Source organism: Streptomyces hilarionis, from assembly GCF_024539675.1.
Lineage (GTDB): Bacteria > Actinomycetota > Actinomycetes > Streptomycetales > Streptomycetaceae > Streptomyces > Streptomyces hilarionis.
Window position 1 is genome coordinate 1 of the sequence record NZ_JAHHIT010000281.1, and the last position, 5,829, is coordinate 5,829.

A 5,829-nucleotide genomic window follows, 5' to 3' on the forward strand; every position below is an offset into this window, starting at 1 on the left:
GGGTCGCCGAGCCGGGTGCCCGTGCCGTGCGCCTCCACCACGTCCACCTCGGCCGGCGACAGACCCGCGTTCGCCAGCGCCCTGCGGATCACCCGCTGCTGCGACGGACCGTTCGGCGCCGTCAACCCGTTCGACGCCCCGTCGGAGTTCACCGCACTGCCCCGGATCACCGCCAGCACGGGCAGACCGAGCCGCTGGGCGTCGGAGAGCCGTGCCAGCACCAGCATGCCCACCCCCTCGGACCAGCCGGTGCCGTCGGCCGCCGCGGCGAACGCCTTGCAGCGACCGTCCGGGGCGAGTCCGCGCTGCCGGGAGAACTCCACGAAACCGTCCGGCACCGGGATCGCCATCGCGCCGCCGGCCAGGGCCAGCCCGCACTCGCCGCCGCGCAGCGCCGTCACCGCGTGGTGGATCGATACCAGCGACGACGAGCACGCGGTGTCGATGCTGACGGTGGGGCCCTCCAGCCCGAGGACGTAGGAGATGCGCCCGGACGCGACGCTGGTCAGCATCCCGGTCATGGCGTAGCCCTCGGTGCCCGACGACGTGGCGTCGACCATGGAGGCGTAGCCGGTGTACGGCACGCCGACGAACACCCCGGTGTCGCTGCCCTTCAGCGAGCGGGGGTCCATGCGCGCCCGCTCGACGGCCTCCCACGTGGTCTCCAGCAGCAGCCGCTGTTCGGGCGCCATCGCGAGCGCCTCACGCGGCGATATCCCGAAGAACGCCGCGTCGAAGCCCTTGACGTCGCTGAGGAAGCCGCCCTCGCGGGCGGAGAACTTGCCCGCCGCGTCCGGGTCGGGGTCGTACATGCCCTCCACGTCCCAGCCGCGGTCGGTGGGGAAGCCGGAGATCGCGTCGACGCCGTCGGCCGCCAGCCGCCACAGGTCGTCGGGCGAGGACACGTCGCCGGGGTACCGGCAGCCCATGCCCAGGATCGCGACGGGCTCGGACCGGCTCGACTCGAGCTCGTCGACGCGGGCCCGGGCCTTCTGAAGGTCGGCCGTGACCCACTTGAGGTAGTCGAGGAGCTTCTCGTCCTTGTTCATCTGGCCACCGCTCACTTGGACACCGCCCGAATCGAGTTCTCCAGTCCTGTGGCGGGGTCGGGCTCGGTCAGCACCGCCGAACCGAGCCGTCCCGCCAGGTACAGCGCGAGGTGCAGGCGCAGGTGGTCCTCGCGCAGGGACCGCCCGAGCAGTTGCTCCGCCTTCTTCACCCGGTAGACCACGGTGTTCTTCGCGATGTGCAGGTGCTTGGCCGTGACGGCCACACCGCGTTCGTTGTCGAGCAGGCAGCGCACGGTCTCGCGCAGCGCGGCCATCGTCCGGTTGTCGGCGGCGAGCGGACCGAGTTCACGCCGAACGAAGTCGGCGGTGGCCTCGGCGTCGTCGCCCAGCAGGATCACGAGTTCCAGGTCGCCGTAGTCGCACAGTCCGGACGGCCCGGACCGGGCGATGCGGCCCACGCGCTCCGCGGTGACCGCCTGCTCGTGGGAGCGCCGGAAACCCTCCAGGCCGTCGCCCGGCAGACCCGACGCCACATGGACGTGCGCGGGCAGCTCGACGGGCGTCCGCAGGCGCCGCAGTTCGGTCGGGCGGTCGCTGGCGCGGCCGCCCCAGGCCCAGAGCCGCCCCGGTCCGGCGGGGAGCAGGAGCATGGAGGAGCAGCCGGCCTGGTCCAGCAGGCGCAGCGCCGTGGTGTCCAGCTCGTGCCTGCCGTCCGGGGTGATCTCGTCCTGCCACAGGACCAGCGCGATGTGGTGCAGCGTCAGCTCGTAGCGCAGCTGGAGCATCGCCTTCCGCGGGTCGACGGGCTTGCCCTTCAGCATCGCCGACACCAGTTCGAAGCGCTCGCCCACCGGTCCGGCGAACCAGCGGCTGCGTTCGGCTGCGAATTTCTCGGCGACCGCGGCGGAAAGGGTCTCCATTCCTTCGAACAGATCCGCCGAGATCGACCGCATCATGGCCGGCTGGTCCTCGGTCGGAACCATTTCCTCGCAGAATTCGAATAGTTCGCTCGTGAAACTCGCGTGGGTCGCCCGGACATACCGCAGAAGATGATCGACGGTCGTGCTGTCCGCGATGCGCTCCCGAATGGCGTTGGTGAGCTCCGCGGAAAGCAGGCCGCTGATGGCCCGCACGCCGCTCAGCCGCAGGACGACCCACAGGGCGATCGACTCGACGAGGCGCGTCTCACTGCCGGATCTCGGGTCCCGGCGGGCGAAGGGTTCTCCCGCCAGTTCGGCGAGCAGCAGTCTGCTGTTCTCGATGGCCCAGCCGGTCGCGCCCGATCCGACCCTACGGACGACCTCCTCGACCAACTGCGGATTCACCGCCGGTAAATGCATCAGAGAATCGTCGGCGGGGCGCAGTAGGTGCAGCAGAGAATAGGTGGAGGTGATGTGCGGTTGCGAGGGGATCATAGCCTGTGACATCGGGTAGCCTGACAACGAGAAGCCTCCCGGAAATCGAACGCGACTGGACCTCGGCAGCCTTACACGGAGCACCTCGCGGCGGGTAATCCTCCGGTAATCGAAACCTTGTTGCAAAATTACCGGCCAGTGGGCGGGGGCGGTCGGCGCGCGCGTTACCTTGCGGTGCGCGGTCCGCTGATCGGCAGTGACGGAGGAGTTCTCGTGACCAAGCCGCCCACGCAAGACGTCCGGATCGACGCGGCAGCGGGCCCGGTGCCCTGGGTGCTGTCCGCGCGCAGCGCGGCAGGCCTGCGCGGCCAGGCGGCGCGGCTGCTGGGGAGACTGGAGTCCGACCCGGCGTCCGACGCCGCCGGCCAGGTCGTCGAGGTGGGGCGCTCGCTGGTGGCGGCCGGCGCCGCCTTCGAGCACCGGGCCGTCGTCCTGGGACGCGAACGCGCCGAGCTGCTCGCCGGGGTGCGGGCGCTCGCCGAGGAGCGCGGCGCGCCGAACGTGGTCAGCGGGCGGGCCGCCCGACAGGCCGACGCCCGGCCGGTGTTCGTGTTCCCCGGCCAGGGCACCCAGTGGGTCGGCATGGCCGTCGAACTGCTGGAGTCCTCGCCCGCCTTCGCCCGGGAGATCCGGGCCTGCGAGCGGGCGCTGTCGCCGTATCTGCACTGGTCCCTGGAGGACGTGCTGCGCGCGGCGCCGGGAACCCCGCCGCTGGACCGGGTGGACGTCGTCCAGCCCGTGCTGTTCTCGATGATGCTGTCGCTGGCCCGGCTGTGGCAGGGCTTCGGGGTCGAACCCGGCGCGGCGGTCGGCCACTCCCAGGGCGAGATCGTGGCCGCGCACGTCGCCGGCGCGTTGTCCCTGGAGGACGCGGCACGGATCGTCGCGCTGCGCAGCCAGGCCCTGACGAAGATCCGCGGCCGGGGCGAGATGCTGACCGTGCTGGCCCCCAACGACCGGACGCGGGCGATGCTCGCGGACTGGGAGGGGCTGCTGTCGGTGGCCGCGGTGAACGGACCGGCCACCATGACGGTCTCGGGCGACCTCGGCGCGATGGCCGAGTTCGGGGCCGCGCTCTCCGCGGCCCGGATGATGCGCTGGCGGGTCCCGGGCGTGGACTTCGCCGCGCACTCGGCGCACGTCGAGGACCTGCGCCCGATCCTGCTGGACCTCGCCGCCGACGTCGTCCCGGTGCGCGGCGCGGTGCCGTTCTACTCGACGGTGACCGGCCGGCGCGTCGACACCGACGGACTGGACGCCGAGTACTGGTACCGCAACCTGCGCCAGACGGTCAGGTTCGACGACGCCGTGCGCGCCCTGGTCGCGGACGGCCACACGCTCTTCGTCGAGTGCAGCGCCCAGCCGGTGCTCACCGTCGGCATGCAGGACACCGTCGAGGAACTCGGCGGCTCGGCCGTACTGCTGGCGACCCTGCGCAACGAGGACGGCGGCATGGGCCGCTTCCTGGCGGCGCTGGCGGAGGCCTATGTCAACGGCGTCGCGGTGAACTGGACCGCCGCCTTCGAGTGAGCCGGCCTCCCGGCTTCCCGGCTTCCCGGCGTCCTGGCCTCTTGGCCTCCCGGCTTCCCGGCGTCCTGGCCTCCCGGCCTCCCGGGCATGCCGGGAAGGCCGGGAGGCCGGCTTCCGCGATCGGCCGTGCTTCGGCCCCGGTGACGCATGTGCACCCCGGCCGCCGGCCCGTGCCCGCTTCCCGGCATGCCGGAACCCGCCGCCGGGTCCCCTGCCTCACGGCAGCGGGCCCGGCGGCGGGCACGGACCGGCCGTTCCCTACTCGGGCACCCGACGGGGCTCGTCCGTGGGCAAGGGGGACGAGGGCGCGGGCGCCGTTGTCGTCACGGAGGCGGAGGCCGGCGGGGAGCTCGTCCGCCCCGCGTTCAGCCGGTGCCGTCCGAAGCGGCGCACCAGCGGCCGCTCCACGCACCGGTAGAGCACCGTGGCGCACACGACGGCCGCCAGCAGCAGGGCCAGCGCCATGAGCGTGCCGACCGGCAACGAGAACGTGCGCGTGGGGCCGAGGAGTTCGGAGGCCGTCATGACGACGATCCAGTGGACCATGTAGAAGGCGAAGGAGATCTCGCCGAGGAACACCATCGTCGGTCTGCGGAAGACGGAGGGCGCGCCCTTCAGGTCCGCGACGGCCGCGGCGGCGATGAGCGGGGCGGTCCAGACGGTCGCCATCCCGGCGGTGCCCGCCAGGTAGGGCTCGTACTGGGCGATCACGTATCCGGCGACGGCCAGGGCGAAGGCCGGCGCCAGACCGATGCGCGGCCACCGCCCCGACGCCACGATCCTGGCCAGGAGAATGCCGAGGACGAATTCGAGCGCGCGGGCCGGCGGGAAGAAGTACACGAACCACACCTGGTCGAACGACACCTCGCCCGACACGGAGAAGGCCATGAGCCGCGGCTGGTCGTTCACCACGTAGGTGGCGATGAGGAAGACCCCGACGATCGACAGGAGCACCGTGGCGACCGCGGGCCACAGCCATTCCTCCCGTATGCGGCGCAGAACGGGCAGCAGTGCCGGAAAGGCCAGATAGAAGAAGAATTCACAGGACAGCGACCAGGCGACCCCGTTGACGGCGGAACTGGTCCGGATGTCCGGGAACCAGGCCTGCTGCATGGTGAGCGACGCGAGCCAGTCGACCGTGCGCGTGGGGCGGTCCGTGCTCACCACGAGCACGGCGGCCAGCGCGAAGGTGACCAGGTGCATGGGGCCGATCTTCACCAGGCGGCGACGCCAGAACGACGTGGTCGTGTCGTCCGAGCGGGCGGTCCAGGTCAGGACGAAGCCGCTCAGGATGAAGAAGAAGCCGACGCCGTAGGAGCCGGACAGGGTGAACGTGTCCCTGAGGTCGGCCCCGGTGTCGCCCGTGAACAGCTGCGGGGTGTACCAGAGCACGTGCGTGGCGAACACCAGCAGGGCCGCCACGAACCGCAGTCCGGTCAGCGACGGCAGCCGCGAGGCCGCGGTCTGCGCGGGCGCGTGCGCAGAGGTCGCACGGCCCCGGTCCGTGCCCCGGGTCACCATGTCGTCACCGAGGAGGAAAGTGCACGGAACGCGCATTCGTCGGCGGAATGCGACGGGGAATGGAGAAGGGGACGGGGAGAGGTGTTCTGCCGTCGGGCGCAATGAGCGGACCGGGATATCGGGTAGCCTGACAAGAGGGGCCTCCGTGCCGGAAAAAGCGGACGGGACTGGGAATCGGCAGGCTATACGCGGTGTCGTCCCGCGCCGGTAATCGTCCGGTAACCGCTCCTTTCCGACCGTCCCGTCACCGCCCATTTTCCGGTAACCGGGGAATCCGCGCGCCGGACGACCCCCCGCCGTCCCGAGCCTCAGGCCTCGCCCTTCTCGCACCCCGACCGCCCCCGCGCCCCGAC

Annotated in this window: 4 protein-coding genes; 1 reads left to right on the forward strand and 3 read right to left on the reverse strand. The window is 71.7% G+C overall.

Features of this window, described 5'->3' with window-relative positions:
- The coding region (locus tag KMS84_RS37620; protein WP_256921054.1) for a beta-ketoacyl synthase N-terminal-like domain-containing protein at positions 1-1,049 on the reverse strand (1,049 nt) is incomplete at its 3' end.
- A gap of 11 nt (positions 1,050-1,060) precedes the next feature.
- Positions 1,061-2,350 carry a PucR family transcriptional regulator gene (locus KMS84_RS37625; RefSeq protein WP_256921051.1) on the reverse strand — a complete coding sequence of 430 codons (1,290 nt, stop codon included), beginning with the start codon at positions 2,348-2,350 and terminating at the stop codon, positions 1,061-1,063.
- A 288-nt stretch (positions 2,351-2,638) separates the two neighbouring features.
- Between KMS84_RS37625 and KMS84_RS37630 the strand changes: the two genes are divergently transcribed.
- The gene (locus tag KMS84_RS37630; RefSeq protein WP_256921052.1) at positions 2,639-3,955 is read left to right on the forward strand and encodes an acyltransferase domain-containing protein; all 1,317 of its coding nucleotides are present in this window, start codon (positions 2,639-2,641) and stop codon (positions 3,953-3,955) included.
- 258 nt (positions 3,956-4,213) lie between these two features.
- On the opposite strand, the gene KMS84_RS37635 is transcribed toward KMS84_RS37630, so the two are convergent.
- Positions 4,214-5,476: an acyltransferase family protein gene (locus KMS84_RS37635; RefSeq protein ID WP_256921053.1), complete on the reverse strand. Its 1,263-nt coding sequence runs from the start codon at positions 5,474-5,476 to the stop codon at positions 4,214-4,216.
- Positions 5,477-5,829: the final 353 nt, after the last annotated feature.

Coding starts and splice junctions, on each gene's coding strand:
- KMS84_RS37625 (WP_256921051.1), bottom strand. CDS start 2,350: ATGCATTTACCGGCGGTGAATCCGCAGTTGGTCGAGGAGGTCGTCCGT.
- KMS84_RS37635 (WP_256921053.1), bottom strand. CDS start 5,476: ATGGTGACCCGGGGCACGGACCGGGGCCGTGCGACCTCTGCGCACGCG.